General features: G+C 60.1%; 21 protein-coding genes and 1 pseudogene. 16 read left to right on the forward strand and 6 right to left on the reverse strand.

Going from position 1 to position 16637, the window contains the following annotated elements; translation table 11 throughout:
* Positions 1–12: 12 nt before the first annotated feature.
* Positions 13–1119, reverse strand: a complete 1107-nt coding sequence (locus tag AAFM31_RS15840) for a DUF2855 family protein (protein ID WP_341708877.1) — start codon at positions 1117–1119, stop codon at positions 13–15.
* 75 nt (positions 1120–1194) lie between these two features.
* On the opposite strand from AAFM31_RS15840, the gene AAFM31_RS15845 reads away from it, so the two are divergent.
* The gene (locus AAFM31_RS15845; RefSeq protein WP_341708878.1) at positions 1195–1830 is read left to right on the forward strand and encodes a TetR/AcrR family transcriptional regulator; all 636 of its coding nucleotides are present in this window, start codon (positions 1195–1197) and stop codon (positions 1828–1830) included.
* On the opposite strand, the gene AAFM31_RS15850 is transcribed toward AAFM31_RS15845, so the two are convergent.
* A complete protein-coding gene (locus tag AAFM31_RS15850) occupies positions 1814–2137 on the reverse strand; it encodes a hypothetical protein (protein WP_341708879.1) in 324 nt (107 codons plus the stop codon). The two genes, AAFM31_RS15845 and AAFM31_RS15850, sit on opposite strands and share 17 nt — an antisense overlap.
* Positions 2138–2205: 68 nt before the next feature.
* Between AAFM31_RS15850 and AAFM31_RS15855 the strand changes: the two genes are divergently transcribed.
* Positions 2206–2541 (forward strand): YqfO family protein, encoded by a 336-nt coding sequence (locus tag AAFM31_RS15855; RefSeq protein WP_341708880.1) that lies wholly within the window; start codon positions 2206–2208, stop codon positions 2539–2541.
* Here AAFM31_RS15855 and AAFM31_RS15860 read toward each other — a convergent pair.
* Both AAFM31_RS15860 and AAFM31_RS15865 read right to left on the reverse strand, forming a co-directional pair.
* Positions 2531–3022: a L,D-transpeptidase family protein gene (locus AAFM31_RS15860; protein ID WP_341708881.1), complete on the reverse strand. Its 492-nt coding sequence runs from the start codon at positions 3020–3022 to the stop codon at positions 2531–2533. The genes AAFM31_RS15855 and AAFM31_RS15860 overlap by 11 nt on opposite strands.
* A complete protein-coding gene (locus AAFM31_RS15865; RefSeq protein WP_341708882.1) occupies positions 3019–3570 on the reverse strand; it encodes an NUDIX hydrolase in 552 nt (183 codons plus the stop codon). Before AAFM31_RS15865 ends, AAFM31_RS15860 begins: the two co-directional genes overlap by 4 nt.
* Before the next feature lie 189 nt (positions 3571–3759).
* Here AAFM31_RS15865 and AAFM31_RS15870 point away from each other — a divergent pair, with 189 nt between their 5' ends.
* The 5 genes from AAFM31_RS15870 to AAFM31_RS15890 are packed head-to-tail and all read left to right on the forward strand — an operon-like array spanning position 3760 to position 7016.
* A complete protein-coding gene (locus AAFM31_RS15870) occupies positions 3760–4356 on the forward strand; it encodes a CoA pyrophosphatase (protein ID WP_341708883.1) in 597 nt (198 codons plus the stop codon).
* 11 nt (positions 4357–4367) lie between these two features.
* Complete coding sequence (locus AAFM31_RS15875) at positions 4368–4892, forward strand: gamma carbonic anhydrase family protein (protein WP_341708884.1); 525 nt, start codon at positions 4368–4370, stop codon at positions 4890–4892.
* Positions 4892–5104 carry a DUF1289 domain-containing protein gene (locus AAFM31_RS15880; RefSeq protein WP_341708885.1) on the forward strand — a complete coding sequence of 71 codons (213 nt, stop codon included), beginning with the start codon at positions 4892–4894 and terminating at the stop codon, positions 5102–5104. Before AAFM31_RS15875 ends, AAFM31_RS15880 begins: the two co-directional genes overlap by 1 nt.
* Before the next feature lie 11 nt (positions 5105–5115).
* Complete coding sequence (purT, locus tag AAFM31_RS15885) at positions 5116–6297, forward strand: formate-dependent phosphoribosylglycinamide formyltransferase (protein ID WP_341708886.1); 1182 nt, start codon at positions 5116–5118, stop codon at positions 6295–6297.
* Positions 6298–6332: 35 nt separating this feature from the next.
* Positions 6333–7016 (forward strand): SGNH/GDSL hydrolase family protein, encoded by a 684-nt coding sequence (locus AAFM31_RS15890; protein WP_341708887.1) that lies wholly within the window; start codon positions 6333–6335, stop codon positions 7014–7016.
* On the opposite strand, the gene AAFM31_RS15895 is transcribed toward AAFM31_RS15890, so the two are convergent.
* Positions 6992–8308 (reverse strand): HlyC/CorC family transporter, encoded by a 1317-nt coding sequence (locus AAFM31_RS15895; RefSeq protein ID WP_341708888.1) that lies wholly within the window; start codon positions 8306–8308, stop codon positions 6992–6994. The genes AAFM31_RS15890 and AAFM31_RS15895 overlap by 25 nt on opposite strands.
* Positions 8309–8337: 29 nt before the next feature.
* Positions 8338–9138, reverse strand: a complete 801-nt coding sequence (locus AAFM31_RS15900) for an inner membrane protein YpjD (RefSeq protein WP_371833046.1) — start codon at positions 9136–9138, stop codon at positions 8338–8340.
* A 162-nt stretch (positions 9139–9300) separates the two neighbouring features.
* Here AAFM31_RS15900 and ffh point away from each other — a divergent pair, with 162 nt between their 5' ends.
* The 9 genes and pseudogenes from ffh to AAFM31_RS15945 form a co-directional block, all read left to right on the forward strand.
* Complete coding sequence (gene ffh / locus AAFM31_RS15905; RefSeq protein ID WP_341708889.1) at positions 9301–10698, forward strand: signal recognition particle protein; 1398 nt, start codon at positions 9301–9303, stop codon at positions 10696–10698.
* Between the two features lie 232 nt (positions 10699–10930).
* Positions 10931–11182: a 30S ribosomal protein S16 gene (gene rpsP / locus AAFM31_RS15910; protein ID WP_104736875.1), complete on the forward strand. Its 252-nt coding sequence runs from the start codon at positions 10931–10933 to the stop codon at positions 11180–11182.
* A gap of 1 nt (position 11183) precedes the next feature.
* Complete coding sequence (gene rimM / locus AAFM31_RS15915; protein WP_341708890.1) at positions 11184–11726, forward strand: ribosome maturation factor RimM; 543 nt, start codon at positions 11184–11186, stop codon at positions 11724–11726.
* A gap of 3 nt (positions 11727–11729) precedes the next feature.
* Complete coding sequence (gene trmD, locus AAFM31_RS15920; protein WP_341708891.1) at positions 11730–12479, forward strand: tRNA (guanosine(37)-N1)-methyltransferase TrmD; 750 nt, start codon at positions 11730–11732, stop codon at positions 12477–12479.
* Between the two features lie 33 nt (positions 12480–12512).
* The gene (rplS, locus tag AAFM31_RS15925) at positions 12513–12860 is read left to right on the forward strand and encodes a 50S ribosomal protein L19 (protein WP_088273285.1); all 348 of its coding nucleotides are present in this window, start codon (positions 12513–12515) and stop codon (positions 12858–12860) included.
* A gap of 96 nt (positions 12861–12956) precedes the next feature.
* Complete coding sequence (xerD, locus tag AAFM31_RS15930) at positions 12957–13877, forward strand: site-specific tyrosine recombinase XerD (protein ID WP_341708892.1); 921 nt, start codon at positions 12957–12959, stop codon at positions 13875–13877.
* Between the two features lie 99 nt (positions 13878–13976).
* The gene (gene dsbC / locus AAFM31_RS15935) at positions 13977–14696 is read left to right on the forward strand and encodes a bifunctional protein-disulfide isomerase/oxidoreductase DsbC (protein ID WP_341708893.1); all 720 of its coding nucleotides are present in this window, start codon (positions 13977–13979) and stop codon (positions 14694–14696) included.
* Positions 14697–14767: 71 nt separating this feature from the next.
* Positions 14768–16072 (forward strand): homoserine dehydrogenase, encoded by a 1305-nt coding sequence (locus AAFM31_RS15940; protein ID WP_341708894.1) that lies wholly within the window; start codon positions 14768–14770, stop codon positions 16070–16072.
* Between the two features lie 66 nt (positions 16073–16138).
* Positions 16139–16637, forward strand: a pseudogene (locus tag AAFM31_RS15945) (threonine synthase); the annotation flags it as partial.

Here is a 16637-nt window from a genome sequence, read left to right on the forward strand (position 1 = left end):
CTCTTAATGTGCTCAGTCGAGCACAACCGCGTGACCTGCCTTCGGGTCAATGCGCCCGCCGACCAGATCCTCAACCAGTGTCTTGCCTTGCTCCAGACCCGCGTGCTCGATGACGTTCATCCAGGGTGCGGTCGGGTTCTGCACGCGTTCGATAAACGCCAGTTGGGCTTCGTTGAACTTGCGGGTGACCTCGGCAGCACCCCAGTCGGCGTTGCGCTTCTTGATCTGGTAAGGCGCAAAGTACGGCTGCGGTGCCGGGCCGTGTACCGGGGTTTCAGCAGCGCTCAGGTGCTCGTGGTTCTGTGCTGAACCGGCGTAGCAGTCGTAGACCAGGCTGTCCTTGAAGTGTTCGTGAATGCGGTTGCGCAGGTCGACGTTGCCAGAGAAGTCGACGTACAGGGTCGGAATGCTGGCATCCAGCTGCTCAACGTCGTTGTAGGCAACGGCCTGCTGGTAGCAGCCCAGTTGCGCAACGAAGTCGGTATTGCCGCCGGAGGTCAGGCCAACCAGTGCCACGCTGTCGTTTTGCTCCAGGCAGAAGGCAGTGCCGTATGCGGTCTTGCTGGAGGCGCTGGAGACGATGATCTGGCGGGCGCCGAAGAAGTTGTTGTCTTCGAGGAAGTCGGCCAGCATGAACGAGGTGATGAACAGCGGACGCAGCAGCATCTGATAGTTCTCATCGGTGGCGCGGTAGGCTGCATCGGTGCTGATGCGCTGGTACTGGTTGTAGGCCGAGGTCAGCTCCAGTCGATGCGGAATGCCGTCGTAGAAACCGCGCTCGGAAACGCGTACCGGGTTCATGATGACGTGCGATGCAATCGGCCAGTAGCCGTAAAAGCGTTCACCCACAGCCAAACCTTCAACCGTGCTCTCGACGATTTCGGCAAAGCCCCAGGCCGGCATGTGGAACCACTCGGCGGCGCCGGTGGGGAAGAAGTCCCAGTAGCGCAGATGCGGGGTTTCACCGAAGGCGGCGTAGGTAATGTTGTTGGTGGTCAGGGCCAGGCGGCTAATGCGCAGCAGCGCTTCACCTTGCTTCAGTTCCGGCATCGGCTGAGTGACGACGCGAACCTGATTAAGGTCCTTCTTGTTATTCTGCAGTTGGCTGATGACAGTCATGGGCGCTCCTCAAAAGGGGTGATTCGGTAGTGGGATGACTGTAGCCTGTCAGTGTGTTTACAGGGTTCGGATTCCATGACCAGCAAGAACAGCCCCGCTCAGTCTCGCAACAAGCCGCTCAAACGCCCAACTCAGGGGCGCGCCAAGATGACGGTGCAGGCGATTTTCGACACCTATGTTCGGATTTGGCAGCGTGATGGCTGGGAGCGCGTCACCACCCGTGCGGTGGCGCTGGAGGCCGGCGTCGCCGTCGGTACCCTCTACGATTACTTTCCCAGCAAGGAGGCGCTGCACTCGGGGTATGTGCGTCACTGCATCGAGCGTTTGCTGCAGGCGGTTGAACAACAGGCGATTGAGCCGACTGGGCTGGACTGGCAGGAGCGTGTCGGTCGGCTTGTGCGCCTGCTTGGCGGCGTGGCCGGTGAGGCGGCCTGGTTCCATCCGCAGATGCTGGAGTTGGAGCCGGTGATTGCTGAGCAGAAGCACCAGCAGAGGGCTTATGCTGAGCTGTTGGGTATCTGGCAGCGGGTGCTGGAGGCGTGCCCGGATTTGCCGGGCATGCCTCCAGCAGAGCAAATTGAGGCCTTGCACCTGATGGTTTGGGGTGCTCGCCGCTATGCGCTGCTGGCGCAGCTGCCTGCTGAACGTCTGGCTGTGCTGGTTGCAGAGCAGGAGCAGGTCTGCCTGCGCGCGCTCAGCGGCGCGTCGTGATCACGTCCAGATAGTCGCGCTGAATCGCGGTTTCCAGCGCGTTCGCGGCGGTGACCAGTTCATCGTAGGTCTGTCGCAGGGTGCGCAGTTCGTTGATTTGCTCACTGCTGGGGGCGTGCCCCTTACAGGTGTCGGCCAGGTTCAACAGACCGCACAGATAGTCCTTGCGGGCTTGGCCAACCATGTTAAGCAGTGGCGTCAGTGCTTCCAGGCTCAGTTGCGGGATGGCGGGGTTGATAATGCTGCGATTGATTTCGCGGCGCTGTTTTTCCAGTTCAAGCAGCAGGCGGTTGCTATCGATGGCCATGATCCGGTTTTCCTCCTTACCGATAACCAAAGCGTAGCCAATCTAATGCCGATGAGAGGGTGATAGCCGTGTTCAAATTATGTTTCTTTGTGCCCGTCAGCCATGTTGAACAGGTCAAGCAGGCGGTGTTTGCCGCTGGGGCGGGGCGCCTGGGCGACTACGACTGCTGCAGCTGGCAGGTACTGGGCACGGGGCAGTTCAGGCCGCTGGACGGCAGCCAGCCGTTCATTGGTCAGGCTGGCGTGGTTGAACAGGTTGAGGAGTATCGGGTTGAAATGCTGTGCGCGGCCGATTGCATCGAGGCAGCGGTTACCGCGCTGCGTCAGGCTCACCCCTATGAGGAGCCTGCGTTTGACGTCTGGCGGCTTGAGAGTGCGCTGATGCAGCCGCCGTTCAGGGGGTAATTTCGACGATGGTGCCGTCTGGCACCAGTTCCCATAGTTCGCGCATTTCGGCGTTGCTCAGGGCGATGCAGCCGTTGGTCCAGTCCAGCCCCTTGAAGTACCACTCCGGGTATTCCTCATCAATCGGTGTGCCGTGGATCATGATCATGCCACCCGGGTCTTCTATACCGGCCTCATAGGACGCCATGCGGTCTTTAAGGTTGGGGTAGTCCAGATGCAGGCTGAGGTTGTACTGCGGGCTCTCGTGCCGCCAGTCGATGGTGTAGATGCCTTCCGGGGTGCGCTGATCGCCTTGCTGGCGCTTGGGGCCCACGGGTTGGCGGCCCAGTGAAATGCGGTACTCATGCAGTACGCGGCCCTCGCTGATAATCTGCAGTCGACGTTCGGCCTTGTTGATCAGCACGCGATCAATAGGCGGCTGGCCGGCCCACAGCGGAGGGGCGAACAGGCAGAGGCTGAGCAGCAGTGCGAGCAGCTTCATCGGCGCGTTTGCCCCGGGCGATAGAGGATGTCGCGGATGCGCACAGGAAAGGTCTGCTCCTGACGGTCGATGAAGTATTGCTTGAGGGTCTTGCCCACGGTGGGGAAGGCCAGTTCGTCCCAAGGGATCTCGTGCTCTTGGAACAGGCGTACCTCTAGGCTTTCCTCTCCGGCGCTGAAGTCCAGATCGGCCAGCTCACCACGGAAAAACATGTAAACCTGATTGATATGCGGCAAGTTGAACAGCATGTACAGCTCCTGCTGTTGCAAGGTGGCGCGGGCCTCTTCCCAGGTTTCGCGCAGCGCGGCTTCTTCGGTGGTTTCGCCGTTTTCCATGAAGCCTGCGGGCAGGGTCCAGTAGCCGAGCCGCGGCTCAATGGCTCGGCGGCACAGCAAGACCTGCTGGTCGTACACGGCAAGGCAGCCGGCGACGATGCGCGGGTTTTGATAATGAATAGTCTGACAATGGTCGCAGACGAACCGTGAACGGGTGTCCCCGTTGGGGACGCGCGCGGTCACGCTTTGACCGCACTCGCTACAGAACTTCATGAATGGCTTCCGGCTGGCTGCTTGGCGTTCGGTCTCTATCTTGCTTATCGAGTCGCCTGCGGGCAAGAGCTGGCGGGCAGAAACCAGACGGCTGCACGGTGACCTATCGCACGATATTCACGCCGTGGTGCGGGTGGTTCTGCCCAAGTGATCATGCCATGATTGAGAAAATAAACGAGGAAATGATGCATGCTGGAACAGATGCGCATGCGGGTGATGCAGCACACCCCTCGCCAGATCAAGGCTCCCGGCCTGCCTGAAGCAGGCGTCTTGATTGCCATCACTTCGCAACCGCAGCCGGAAATCATTCTCACCCTGCGCTCGCAGCGACTGTCTACCCATTCTGGCGAGGTCGCCTTCCCCGGTGGTCGCCGAGACCCGGGCGACGTCGATCTGTGCTTTACCGCGCTGCGCGAAGCGCACGAAGAGATTGGCCTGTTGCCGGAGCTGGTGGATGTCGTTGGCCCGATGGACTCGCTGGTGTCGCGCTTCGGCATCAAGGTGACGCCTTATGTGGGTGTGGTGCCCGACCAGTTCGAGATCATTCCCAACGCCAGTGAAATTGAAGAGGTGTTTCGCGTTCCGGTTGAATTTTTCATGTCTGATCCGCGCGAAATGACCCACCGCATTGATTACGAGGGCCGCAGTTGGTACGTCCCGAGCTATCGGTTCAATGGCTTCAAGATCTGGGGGCTGACGGCGCTGATGTTGGTTGAACTGATGAATACCGGCTTTGATGCGGGTATCGCCTTGCATACGCCCTACGACGGGCACAATAAAAACTAGGAGCACGAAGCATGAAGTACAGCCTGGGCAATGATCGGGTGGAAATGGCGGCTGACGCCTGGATCGCCGAGAACGCAGCAGTGATCGGCAAGGTCAAGCTGGAGGCTGGCGCCAACGTCTGGTTTGGCGCGGTGATTCGCGGTGATGTCGAGCAGATTACCGTCGGCGAGCACAGCAATGTTCAGGATGGTGCGGTGATGCATGCGGACAGTGGGATGCCGCTGACCCTCGGCAAAGGCATCACAGTCGGCCATAATGCGATGCTGCACGGGTGCACGGTCGGTGATTACAGCCTGATCGGTATCAATGCGGTGGTGCTCAACGGCGCGAAGATCGGTAAACACTGCATCATCGGCGCCAACAGCCTCATCCCTGAAGGCAAGGAGATCCCGGATGGTTCGCTGGTTATGGGCTCCCCGGGCAAGGTGGTCAAGACGCTGAACGATCAGCAGAAGAAGATGCTGGAACTGAGCGCCGCCCACTACGTGCAGAACGCCAAACGTTTCCGCGATGAACTCAAGGTACAGGAAGACTGATGAACAGCACTGCCCCCGTTCGCTCACCCTGCGTCAGTATCTGCGCGCTGGATGACAACGATATCTGCACCGGCTGCCAACGCACCGGTATGGAGATCGCGACCTGGGGGCGGCTGTCTGATGAGCAGCGCCGGGAGGTGCTGGCTCGCTGCGAGGAGCGGGCGCGCGGGCAGGGGCTGTGGATCGGCTCAGCAACTCATTCAACTCTTTAAGGTAGACAGGCATGACGGTAATCGGGACCCCTTACGCAGAAGACGCGACGCGGGTATTGCTGCTGGGCTCGGGCGAGCTGGGCAAGGAAGTGGCCATTGAACTGCAGCGGCTGGGTTGCGAAGTCATCGCGGTAGACCGCTATGAGCATGCGCCGGCAATGCAGGTGGCGCACCGCTGCCACGTCATCAGCATGCTGGATGGTCAGGCGCTGCGCGAAGTCATCGAAGCAGAGCAGCCTGACTACATCGTTCCCGAGATCGAAGCCATTGCGACTGCGACGCTGGTCGAATTGGAGGCTGAGGGCTACAACGTCGTCCCGACTGCTGAAGCGGCGCGCCTGACCATGGACCGTGAAGGTATCCGTCGTCTGGCGGCCGAGACGCTTGGTCTGCCGACCTCTGCCTACCAGTTCGCTGACACGCTGGATGAGTATCGTGCCGCTGTTGCTGCCATCGGCATGCCCTGCGTGGTCAAGCCGGTGATGAGCTCCTCGGGCAAAGGGCAGAGCCTGGTGCGCGAGCAGGCCGATATCGACAAGGCCTGGGAGTATGCTCAATCTGGCGGTCGTGCAGGTCAGGGGCGCGTCATTGTTGAAGGCTTTGTCGACTTCGAATACGAGATCACTTTGCTGACCGTCCGTCATATCGACGGCACCTCGTTCTGCGAGCCGATTGGTCACCGTCAGGAGGCGGGTGACTACCGTGAGTCCTGGCAGCCGCAGGCGATGAGTGAAGGTGCCTTGGCTGAAGCCAAGCGGGTCGCTTCCACTATTACCGAGGCGCTCGGTGGCCGCGGTGTATTTGGTGTGGAACTGTTTGTTAAAGGCGATCAGGTTTGGTTCAGCGAAGTCTCACCGCGCCCGCATGATACCGGGCTGGTTACCCTGATTTCTCAGGATCTGTCCGAATTTGCCCTGCACGCGCGCGCCATTCTGGGGTTGCCGATTCCGGTGACTCGTCAGTTTGGCCCGTCTGCATCGGCTGTGGTGCTGGTGCAAGGGCAGTCAGCCAACGTTAGTTTCGGCAATCTGGCTGCTGCGCTCAAGGAGCCCGATACTCAGTTGCGTCTGTTCGGCAAGCCGGAAGTCGATGGCCAGCGCCGCATGGGTGTGGCGCTGGCGCGTGATGAGTCGATCGAAGCGGCGGTTGCCAAGGCAGTGCGCTCGGCGTCTGCGGTTGAGGTCAAACTCTGAGTCGCTGGTGGTATCTGGCAGCACCAGCCTTACCGTTGTTGCTGCCGCAAGCGATCTGGGTCAAACGCACGGCGCTGCGCCTGCCGGATGCGCAGCCGCCATGGCAAGGCGTGGTGCAAGCGCCCGATGGTTCTCTGGAGCAGCCGCTCAGGCTGCTTCTCTTAGGTGAGTCGACGGTCGCGGGCGTTGGCGTAGAGCATCAGGAGCAGGCGCTTGCCGGGCAGCTGGCCATTCAGCTGTCGCAACAATTGGGGCGTGCAGTGCAATGGCAGGCGTCGGGTCGCAACGGCGCGGTTGCTGCTGATTGCATTGAGGATTTGCTGCCACCGGTTGTTGAGCAGCAGTGGGATCTGGCGCTGATCGTACTCGGCGTCAATGACACGACCCATCTCACATCAAGGCCGCGCTGGCGGCGCAATCTGCAGGAAATTATCCAACAACTGGGGCGGTGCTCTGGTCAGGTGATGCTGACCGAAGTGCCGCCGCTGGGCCATTTTCGCGCGCTACCGCAACCGTTGCGTGGCTGGTTTGGTCTGCGGGCAGGCTTGATGAACCGGGATCTGCAGCGGGTGGCAAATGACAGTGGTGCGCGCTATCTGTCGCTGGATATGCCGTTCGAGCCGATCTATCTGGCCCGCGACGGCTATCACCCGTCCGCCGCCGGTTACCAGCAATGGGCGGCGGGCATCGTGCGTCAGTTGTCTTCGTCGGGATTCTGATCGGCCTGGGCTGGTTGGTGCTGGGTCGCCTGATCCAGCGCTCGTTCCCACACCTTCACGCTCTTCACCATGTTGTCCTTGGTCTGCAGGATTTCCATGCGGTACCCGCCTGTGGTCAGGCAGACGGCAGTCTCCGGGATGGTTTCCAGTTGCTCGGTAATCACGCCGTTGAGGGTTTTGGGGCCGTCGGCGGGCAACTTCCAGTGCAGGTGGCGGTTGATGTCGCGGATGGCAGCGCTGCCGTCAATGACGTAAGTGCCGTCGGTCTGCGGGTGGATGTCCTGGCTGAGGCTGAGCATCTCGGTGGTGAAGTCACCAACGATCTCTTCAAGAATATCCTCCAGGGTAACCAGGCCGATGACGTCGCCGTACTCGTCGACGACGATGGCGATGCGGCGCTTCTGCTTCTGAAAGTTGAACAGCTGCGTGTGCAGCGGCGTGCTTTCCGGGATGAAGTAGGGCTCCTTGCAGGCGCCGATCAGTGCTTCCTTGGTCAGATCGCCGCGGCTTAGCAGACGTGCGATTGAGCGCATGTGGACAATGCCGGTGACATTGTTGATGTCGCCCTGGTAGACCGGCAGGCGGGTGTAATGACAGGTGCGCAGCTGATGGCTGATGGCAGTCATGTCGGTATCCAGATCGATGCCGACGGCCTCGTTGCGCGGAATCATGATGTCGTTAACCGTCATCTTTTCCAGGTCAAGGATGCCCAAAAGCATGTTCTGGCGGCTGCGGGTGATGCCCAGTCCGGCCTCGCGAACGACAGTGCGCAGCTCTTCGGTGGTCAGTTGGTCGCCATCCTTGTCATGCGGATTGACCCCAAGCAGGCGCAGTAATTGGTTGCTGATGGCGCTGCAGACCCAGACCACGGGATAGAGCAGCCGCTGCAGGGCGGAGAGGATAACGCTGGCCGGAAACGCAATCAGCTCGGGACGCAGGGCGGCCAGAGTCTTTGGGGTGATCTCGCCGAAGATCAGTACCACAACAGTCAGGATCATGGTGGCGATGGCGATCCCGGCTTCGCCCCAGATATCCACGGCAACAACCGTAGCGATGGAAGCGGCCAGGATGTTGACGATGTTATTGCCGACCAGAATGGTGCCGAGCAGGCGATCAGGGCGGTCCAGCAGGCGAGACGCGCGGCGGGCACCGCGGTGGCCTTCTTTGCTCAGGTGCTTCAGCCGGTAGCGGTTGAGGCTCATCATGCTGGTTTCGGAGCTGGAGAAAAACGCCGACAGCACAATCAATACCACCAGCAAGATCAGCAGCAGGCCAGTATGGGATTCGTTCAAGGGCTTGCCTCAGACAGGTAGTAGAAAGGTCACGCAGCTAGCAGCAGCTCGCGTACCAGCTTGCTGCCGAAATAGGCCAGCATCAGCAGCAGAAAACCGGCGAGCGTCCAGCGGATTGCGTTGCTGCCGCGCCAGCCGCGGAAGTGGCGGCCCCACAGCAGAATGCCAAACACCACCCAGGCCAGGCATGACAGCAGTGTCTTGTGGGCCAGGTGCTGGGCAAACATGTTCTCCAGAAAGACAAAGCCGGAGATCAGCGCCAGGGTCAGCAGGATCTCACCGCACAGCAGAAACTGGAACAAGAGCTGCTCCATGGTCTGCAGTGGCGGGAAGGTACGAATGAAGCGGGTCGGGTGCTTGTGCTTGAGCTGGTAGTCCTGAACTGCCAGCAGCGTTGCCTGGAACGCAGCGATGGTAAAAATGCCGTAAGCGAGGACCGACAGCAGAATATGCACCAGCAGTCCGTCCTGGTCGGTTGGCAGCGTGGTGCCTTGCTCAGGGAAAAAGCCCGCCAGCAGCCCCGTAATCAAGGCAAGCGGATACAGGCCGAGCAGCAGGCTGGTAACGGGTGCGCGGAAGCTCGACACCAGGGTAACCGCCACGACTAGCCAGGAAATCAGCGAGCCGATGTTGAACAGGCCGAGCGCGAAGCCCTGGGGAGTGGTCAGTTGGATGTAGAGGCTGACGGCGTGCGCCATCAGGGCAATCAGCCCGATAGCGCGCAACAGGCTGGCGTTGACGGCCAGACGTTTGCCGAGGCAGTGCATCTGATAGAGGATGCCGCTGATGTAGAAACCGGCGGCCAACAGACTGGGAGCGAGGGCTGTCATACGTCCTTGCGAGCGATTATCAACAAAGCCGCAGTGTGGCATAAGCCGCGTCCGGGTGAAAGCGTCTGCCGGCGTTCCCTATCCTGTGCGGGGTGTGCGGGGTATACTGCGCCGCTGAAATGGCGGCCGGGCTGAAACGGGCCCGCCCTGGGAGAAAGCATCATGTTCGAGAATCTTACCGAGCGCCTGTCGCACAGCCTTCGCGGTGTGACAGGTCAGGCCAAGCTGACTGAAGACAACATTAAGGACACCCTGCGCGAAGTGCGCATGGCGCTGCTGGAAGCCGACGTTGCGCTGCCAGTAGTCAAAACCTTTGTGGATCAGGTGCGTGAGCGTGCCGTGGGCACCGAAGTGTCGCGCAGCCTGTCGCCTGGCCAGGTCTTCGTCAAGATCGTCAAGTCCGAGCTGGAAGCGGTCATGGGGCAGTCCGAAGGGCTGAACCTGGCGGTCAGCCCGCCGGCGGTGATTCTGATGGCTGGCCTGCAGGGTGCTGGTAAGACCACCAGCGTAGCCAAGCTGGCGAAGACGCTGCGTGAGCGCGAGAAGAAAAAGGTCATGGTGGTCAGCGCCGACGTATATCGTCCGGCGGCGATCAAGCAGCTCGAGACGCTGGCTACTGATGTACAGGTCGAGTTCTTTCCGTCCTCCGCTGATCAGCTGCCGGTAGCGATTGTCGAAGCCGCGCTGCGTGAGGCGAAGAACCGCTTCATGGATGTGCTGATCGTCGATACCGCTGGTCGTCTGCACGTCGATGACGAGATGATGGCCGAGATCAAGCAGGTGCATGCCGCGGCCAAACCGGCAGAAACCCTGTTTGTGGTTGACGCCATGACCGGTCAGGATGCCGCCAACACTGCGCAGGCCTTCAACGAGGCGTTGCCGCTGACTGGTGTGATCCTGACCAAGGTTGATGGTGATGCCCGTGGTGGTGCCGCACTGTCGGTGCGTCATATCACCGGCAAGCCGATCAAGTTCCTCGGTATGGGCGAGAAGATCGATGCCCTGGAAGTATTCCACCCGGACCGGGTTGCCTCGCGCATTCTGGGCATGGGTGACGTGCTCAGCTTGATCGAACAGGCCGAGCAGAAGATCGATAAGGACAAGGCCGAGAAACTCGCCAAAAAGCTGAAGAAGGGCAAGGGCTTCGATCTCGAAGACTTCCGCGACCAGCTGCAGCAGATGAACGCCATGGGCGGTCTCGGCTCAATGATGGAAAAACTGCCGATGATGGGTGGCAAGATCAACGCCGCCCAGATGGAAACAGCGCAGACCGAGGCAGCCAAGCAGTTCAAGCGCATGGAGGCGATCATCAATTCGATGACGCCGGCTGAGCGTCGCAACCCTGATCTGATCAGTGGCTCGCGCAAGCGCCGTATTGCCACCGGTTCCGGCACCCAGATTCAGGACATCGGGCGTCTGCTCAAGCAGCACAAGCAGATGCAGAAGATGATGAAGAAGGTGGCGGGCAAGGGCGGTATGGCCAAGCTGATGCGTGGTATGGGTGGCATGGGCGGCGGAGGCGGGATGCTGCCCCCGGGTGGCGGAATGCCGCGGTTTTGATCTGACGCCCAGGCTTGCGTCTGCACGCCTGGGCGCTTGGTTTGACGGTGTGACTCTACGTAGCGCACCCAGCAGCTGACCGGCGGTGCCGGTTGTGGCTGAAAAAAGAGTTTTCATTGGTCGGGATATTCCGTAGAATACGCGACCTTTCGGGCTATAGGTGTATGCGTTTTCAGCTGCACGCCCGCAAACGATTAAGTAGCGATACTCAAACACAGGAAACGATGTCGACATGGTAACCATTCGTCTTGCTCGTGGTGGCTCCAAGAAGCGCCCCTTCTATCATCTGACCGTTGCCAACAGCCGCAACGCTCGCGATGGCCGTTTTGTTGAGCGCGTAGGCTTCTTCAACCCGGTAGCCACTGGCGGTGAAGTGCGTCTGTCCGTGAACGAAGAGCGCGTCCAGTACTGGCTGAGCCAGGGTGCACAGCCCTCTGATCGCGTTGCAGCTCTGCTGAAGGAAGCTGGTCAGGCTGCTGCCTGATATGGCCAATACTCCTGAGCCGGCCGGGGCCCAACGGGTTGTACTCGGCAAGATCGTTTCGGTTCATGGGGTGCGTGGGGCGGTAAAGGTCTATTCCCATACCGACCCGCTGGACAATGTGCTCGACTATGCGGAGTGGTCCCTGAATCGGGGCGCCGAGCAGCGCACAGTGTCCGTTCTCGGTGGTCGCGTCCAAGGACGCGTGCTGGTGGTCAACCTCAAGGGGATAGACGACCGCAACAAGGCCGAGGAATTGGTCAACTTCGAGATCAGTATTGCGTCTGACGCACTGCCCGAGCTCGAGGACGGCGATTTTTACTGGCATCAGCTGGAAGGCCTGCAGGTTGTAAACCTGGAAGGGCAGCTGCTCGGCAAGGTGGATCACCTGCTCGAGACCGGCTCCAACGATGTCATGGTGGTCAAGCCCTGCGAAGGCAGTGTTGACCAGCGTGAACGTCTGTTGCCTTATCTGCCGGGCCAGTTTGTAGTCAAGGTCGATCTGGAGACGAAAGTCATGCAGGTTGACTGGGATGCGGAGTTCTGACCGGTGTGGGCCGGTGTCATTACCCTGTTTCCCGAGATGTTCGCGGCGCTGACCGAATCCGGTGTTACCGGCAGGGCGGTCAAGCGAGGGCAGCTGGAAGTCGCTTTCAGTAACCCGCGTGAACATGCACATGACCGTCATCGCACGGTGGATGATCGCCCCTTCGGCGGTGGTCCCGGAATGTTGATGAAGGTCGAGCCGCTGCTGGAGGCAATTGATGCCATCCGCCAGCAGGCTCCCTCCACCCCGCGGGTGATTTACCTGTCTCCGCAGGGGCAGCCTCTGACGCAGAAACGCGTCGAACAGCTGGCGCAGCTAGACAGCATTGTGCTGTTATGCGGGCGCTACGAGGGCATCGACGAGCGCATCATCGATCGCTGCGTAGATGAGGAAATCTCCATCGGCGACTACGTGTTGTCCGGTGGCGAGCTGGGAGCCATGGTGCTCCTGGACGCGGTGACTCGCTTGATTCCCGGAGTGCTGGGACATGCGGATTCCGCGGCAGAAGATTCCTTTTCGGCGGGATGGCTCGATTGCCCACATTACACCCGACCGGAAGAGTTTGATGGGCAGCGCGTTCCGGAGGTGCTGCTCAGTGGTAACCATGAGTTAATCCGGCGCTGGCGCCTCAAACAGTCTTTGGGTCGAACCTGGCAACGTCGGCCAGAGTTGCTCGAAGAGCTGGAGTTGAGCAAAGAACAGCAACAGCTGTTGGCGGAATACATCCGCGAGCAGGAAACCGATAACCATTGATACAGGTCCGACGGCCTGTGCAGGAGAAGCAAGATGTCCAATATTATTGCCCAGCTTGAAGCTGAACAGATGTCCAAGGAAATCCCCGCGTTCGCACCGGGTGATACCGTAATCGTCCAGGTCAAGGTTAAGGAAGGCGATCGCTCTCGTCTGCAGGCCTTCGAAGGCGTGGTTATCGGTAAGCGTAACCGTGGTCTGAACTCTGCTTTCACCGTTCGCAAGATCTCCAGCGGCGTTGGCGTTGAGCGTACTTTCCAGACCTACTCCCCGCTGATCGACAGCATCTCTGTCAAGCGTCGCGGTGACGTTCGCAAGGCCAAGCTGTACTACCTGCGTGCTCTGTCTGGTAAGGCAGCTCGCATCAAGGAAAAGCTGTCCTGATCGGACGCCTGACCAACAAAAAAGCAGCCTGAGGGCTGCTTTTTTGTGCCTGAGTGTTTTTAATCGACGGGTCGCCCGTCCACTCGAGTCAAACCTATGCCTGATGTTGCGCCGATGCCGGTCAATGATACGGATCAGCAACTGATCGATCAGTTTCTGGACAGTCTTTGGCTAGAAAAGGGCTTGTCGAAGCATACCCGCAGCGCCTACCGCACCGACCTGCGAACGTTGGCCGGCTGGCTGGGGCAACGGCGCAGCCGATTGTTGCAGCTGTCGCGCGCCGATCTGATGGCGCATCTTGGCTGGCGCCTGAGTGCCGGCTATCAGGCTCGCTCCAGTGCCCGACTGCTGTCCTGCGTGCGCAGTTTCTATCGTTATCTGCTCCGTCAGCAGTTGATTGCCGAGGACCCGACCCGCGATGTTGCCATGCCGAAGATCGGCAGGCCGCTGCCCAAGTCACTGAGCGAGGCTGATATCGAGCGCCTGCTGGCTGCGCCGGATACTGAAGACAGTCTGGGGCTGCGTGATCGCTGCATGCTGGAAGTGCTGTATGCCACAGGATTGCGGGTCAGTGAGCTGGTGGGGTTGCGGCTGGATCAGCTTAATCTGCGTCAGGGTGTGGTGCGGGTGACGGGCAAGGGCAGTAAGGAGCGCCTGGTCCCCCTGGGGGAAGAGGCGATGCTCTGGCTGGAGCAATATTTGGCTGCGGCCAGGGTGGCGCTGTTGGCGGGCAAGCCAAGTGATGTGCTGTTCCCCAGCAGGTTGGGGCGCATGATGACACGTCAGACCTTCTGGCATCGGATCAAGCAGCATGCATTGACCGCGGGTATTCGCAGCGAGCTGTCCCCGCACACGTTGCGTCATGCTTTCGCCACCCATTTGCTGAATCACGGCGCCGATCTTCGGGTGGTGCAGATGCTGCTGGGGCACAGTGATCTGTCTACCACGCAGATCTATACCCACATCGCGCGGCAGCGATTGCATGATCTGCATGCGCAGCATCATCCCCGAGGGTAATGGCATTCGGGTAGAGCTGAACGTCCGGCGGGGCTTGTGGAATTGGTCAGCGTTTCGTTTATTCGTGGTAAGCTTTGCGGTCTTCAAAAGGAGTGGACTATGCGACTGAAAATCGGCCTGGCCGCCATACTGGCCCTGGCGGCGACACAGGTCATGGCGAATCCGGATCAGGCTATTCGGGACGCTCTGAAGACAATGAATTTCAATGTGCCGGTCAAGGCGGTGAGCGAATCACCAGTGGCCGGCCTGTATACGGTTGAGCTGGAAAGTGGCCGTGTGTTGTATGCCAGTGCAGACGGCAAGTATTTCGTTCAGGGCTCGATGATCGAGGTCAATGACGGCAAGCCGCGAAACCTTACCTCTATCGCCGAAGCGCGTAACATCGGCGCCGTAATCAACGCCCTGCCACAGCAGGAACTGATTGTGTTTGCGCCCGAGCAGCCGAAGACCCACATCACGGTATTTACCGATGTTGACTGTGGCTACTGCCGCAAGCTGCACAACGAGGTTGAGCAACTGAATGATCTGGGTATCGAGGTACGCTACGCTGCCTTCCCGCGCGGTGGCATGCAGTCCCGGGCTGCCAGTGTCATGCAGTCGGTCTGGTGCGCAGATGATCGCAAGGCGGCGATGACCGCAGCCAAGCAGGGTGGTGCCGTTGCACCGGCTAGCTGCGATAACCCGGTCGAGCGTCAGTATGAGCTGGGTCAGCAGGTAGGGGTGCAGGGTACACCGGCGATCTTCATGGCTAACGGGGTATTGATCCCCGGATATCAGCCTGCAGCCGAGCTCGCGGCTATCGCGCTGGAGAATCAATAATAACCGCGCTGGCGAGTCACTCGTCGGCGCGTTTTCACGTAATCGACTAACAACCAGGTAGGGACCAAAGTTTGAAACCGGTCAAAGTAGGTATTTGTGGATTGGGCACCGTCGGCGGTGGCACCTTCAATGTTCTGCAGCGCAACGCGACGGAGATTGCCCGGCGTGCTGGGCGTGGCATTGAGGTGGCCCAGATTGCAACCCGGCATCCCAACCCGGCCTGCAACCTGGGCGTGACTCCCGTTACCGACGACGTCTTCGAACTGGTCAACAATCCCGAGATCGACATCATTGTCGAGCTGATCGGTGGTTACACCCTGGCCAAGGACGTGGTGCTCAAGGCCATCGAGAATGGCAAGCACGTGGTGACTGCCAACAAGGCGCTTATCGCTGTGCACGGCAACGAGATCTTCTCTGCAGCCAGCGCCAAGGGCGTCATGGTGGCATTCGAGGCCTCGGTTGCCGGCGGTATTCCGATCATCAAGGCACTGCGTGAAGGTCTGGCTGCCAACCGCATCGACTGGGTTGCGGGCATCATCAACGGCACCGGCAACTTCATCCTGACTGAAATGCGTGACAAGGGCCGTACCTTCGAAGACGTGCTGGCCGAAGCGCAGGCGCTGGGTTATGCCGAAGCCGATCCGACCTTCGACGTGGAAGGTATCGACGCGGCGCACAAGCTGACTATTCTGGCGTCCATCGCGTTTGGTATTCCGCTGCAGTTCGACAAGGCCTACACCGAAGGCATCACCAAGCTGACCACGGCTGACGTGAACTACGCCGAGGCGTTGGGCTACCGCATCAAGCATCTGGGTGTGGCGCGCCGCACCGAGCAGGGCGTGGAGCTGCGCGTGCACCCGACCCTGATTCCGGCTGATCGTCTGATCGCCAACGTCAACGGTGTGATGAACGCGGTGATGGTTAACGGCGACGCCGTTGGCTCCACGCTGTATTACGGTGCCGGTGCTGGTGCCGAACCGACGGCTTCGGCTGTTGTTGCTGACATCATCGACGTGGTTCGCACCCTGACTACCGATCCGACCAACCGCGTGCCGCACCTGGCGTTCCAGGCCGATGCGCTGTCGGATCTGCCAGTCCTGCCGGTTGATGAAGTTGAAACGGCCTACTACCTGCGCCTGCACGCGCAGGATCGCCCGGGCGTGCTGGCCAAGGTCGCGACCATCCTGTCCGAGCGCGGCATCAACATCGAGTCCATCATGCAGAAGGACGTCGAAGAGCAGGATGGCCTGGTGCCGATGATTCTGCTGACTCACCGCGTGCGCGAGCAGAACATGAATGACGCGATTGCCGCGCTGGAGTCGCTCGAGGATATCGCCGGCCCGCTGATGCGGATCCGCGTGGAACAACTGGACTAATCCGAGCTGAAGCCGACACTGGCCTGTGCCGTGTCGGCTTCAAGCCAAAACCTGAAGGGTTTTGTAATGCGCTATATCAGTACCCGTGGCCAGGCTCCGGCCCTCAACTTCGAAGACGTGCTGCTGGCCGGTCTGGCATCCGACGGCGGTCTGTATGTTCCCGAGAACCTGCCGCGTTTCACCCAGGAGCAGATCGCGTCCTGGGCCGGTTTGCCATACCACGAGCTGGCGTTCAACGTCATGCGTCCGTTCGTCACCGGCAGCATCCCGGATGCGGACTTCAAACAGATTCTGCAAGACACCTACGGTGTGTTTGCGCACAAGGCGGTCGCGCCGCTGCGTCAGCTGGACAGCAATGAGTGGGTAATGGAGTTGTTCCACGGCCCGACCCTGGCGTTCAAGGACTTTGCTCTGCAGCTGCTGGGCCGCCTGCTGGACTACTTCCTGGTCAAGCGCGGTGAGCGCGTGGTGATCATGGGCGCGACCTCCGGTGATACCGGCTCGGCTGCGATCGAAGGCTGCAAGGCCTGCGAGAACGTCGATATCTTCATCATGCACCCGCACA

It is taken from the genome of Halopseudomonas sp. (assembly GCF_038130085.1).
Classification (GTDB): Bacteria; Pseudomonadota; Gammaproteobacteria; order Pseudomonadales; family Pseudomonadaceae; genus Halopseudomonas.

Bases quoted from the DNA above. Each gene is read 5' to 3' on its own strand.
- dsbC (WP_341708893.1), top strand. From the start codon at position 13,977: ATGCGACTGAAAATCGGCCTGGCCGCCATACTGGCCCTGGCGGCGACA.
- AAFM31_RS15840 (WP_341708877.1), bottom strand. From the start codon at position 1,119: ATGACTGTCATCAGCCAACTGCAGAATAACAAGAAGGACCTTAATCAG.
- ffh (WP_341708889.1), top strand. From the start codon at position 9,301: ATGTTCGAGAATCTTACCGAGCGCCTGTCGCACAGCCTTCGCGGTGTG.
- AAFM31_RS15865 (WP_341708882.1), bottom strand. From the start codon at position 3,570: ATGAAGTTCTGTAGCGAGTGCGGTCAAAGCGTGACCGCGCGCGTCCCC.
- rimM (WP_341708890.1), top strand. From the start codon at position 11,184: ATGGCCAATACTCCTGAGCCGGCCGGGGCCCAACGGGTTGTACTCGGC.
- AAFM31_RS15880 (WP_341708885.1), top strand. From the start codon at position 4,892: ATGAACAGCACTGCCCCCGTTCGCTCACCCTGCGTCAGTATCTGCGCG.
- purT (WP_341708886.1), top strand. From the start codon at position 5,116: ATGACGGTAATCGGGACCCCTTACGCAGAAGACGCGACGCGGGTATTG.
- AAFM31_RS15860 (WP_341708881.1), bottom strand. From the start codon at position 3,022: ATGAAGCTGCTCGCACTGCTGCTCAGCCTCTGCCTGTTCGCCCCTCCG.
- AAFM31_RS15870 (WP_341708883.1), top strand. From the start codon at position 3,760: ATGCTGGAACAGATGCGCATGCGGGTGATGCAGCACACCCCTCGCCAG.
- rplS (WP_088273285.1), top strand. From the start codon at position 12,513: ATGTCCAATATTATTGCCCAGCTTGAAGCTGAACAGATGTCCAAGGAA.
- xerD (WP_341708892.1), top strand. From the start codon at position 12,957: ATGCCTGATGTTGCGCCGATGCCGGTCAATGATACGGATCAGCAACTG.
- AAFM31_RS15850 (WP_341708879.1), bottom strand. From the start codon at position 2,137: ATGGCCATCGATAGCAACCGCCTGCTGCTTGAACTGGAAAAACAGCGC.
- rpsP (WP_104736875.1), top strand. From the start codon at position 10,931: ATGGTAACCATTCGTCTTGCTCGTGGTGGCTCCAAGAAGCGCCCCTTC.
- AAFM31_RS15900 (WP_371833046.1), bottom strand. From the start codon at position 9,138: ATGACAGCCCTCGCTCCCAGTCTGTTGGCCGCCGGTTTCTACATCAGC.
- AAFM31_RS15845 (WP_341708878.1), top strand. From the start codon at position 1,195: ATGACCAGCAAGAACAGCCCCGCTCAGTCTCGCAACAAGCCGCTCAAA.
- AAFM31_RS15875 (WP_341708884.1), top strand. From the start codon at position 4,368: ATGAAGTACAGCCTGGGCAATGATCGGGTGGAAATGGCGGCTGACGCC.